At 36.9% G+C, this 347-nt stretch carries 1 protein-coding gene; it reads right to left on the bottom strand.

The features are described from left to right. Nucleotides 1-237: hypothetical protein (locus tag ACJ5GX_RS06890; protein ID WP_495292835.1), on the bottom strand; the 237-nt coding region annotated here is incomplete at its 3' end. Between the last annotated feature and the right edge of the window lie 110 nt (nt 238-347).

Genomic DNA, 347 nt, shown 5'->3' with positions numbered 1-347 from the left:
CATTAAGCTGAGCCTTCGCGGTGGCACATTTAATTGTTTTGCATAGAAGCCAACAGTTCTTTCAATCTTATAATGTTGTTGCAATAACACGCGAAATCTATTCACTATTTCTATATAAGTGTGTTTATTAGTTTGTATTCTCTGGGTAGACTCCAAAACAAGTAAACCATCTAAAATAATACTCTCTATAGAATTATGCGCTACAGATATATACAATCCGTGATCGATCCGGCACATAATTACATACACTAATATTGTCTAAAAATGCTCTTTTTGCAGAGGTTTCGAATTTAATTACAGATCGATCGGCTAACTCCGTGCCAGCAGCCGCGGTAATACGGAGGATC

Source organism: Wolbachia endosymbiont of Tuta absoluta (assembly GCF_059414725.1).
This window is presented reverse-complemented; position numbering and strand designations above follow the sequence as displayed.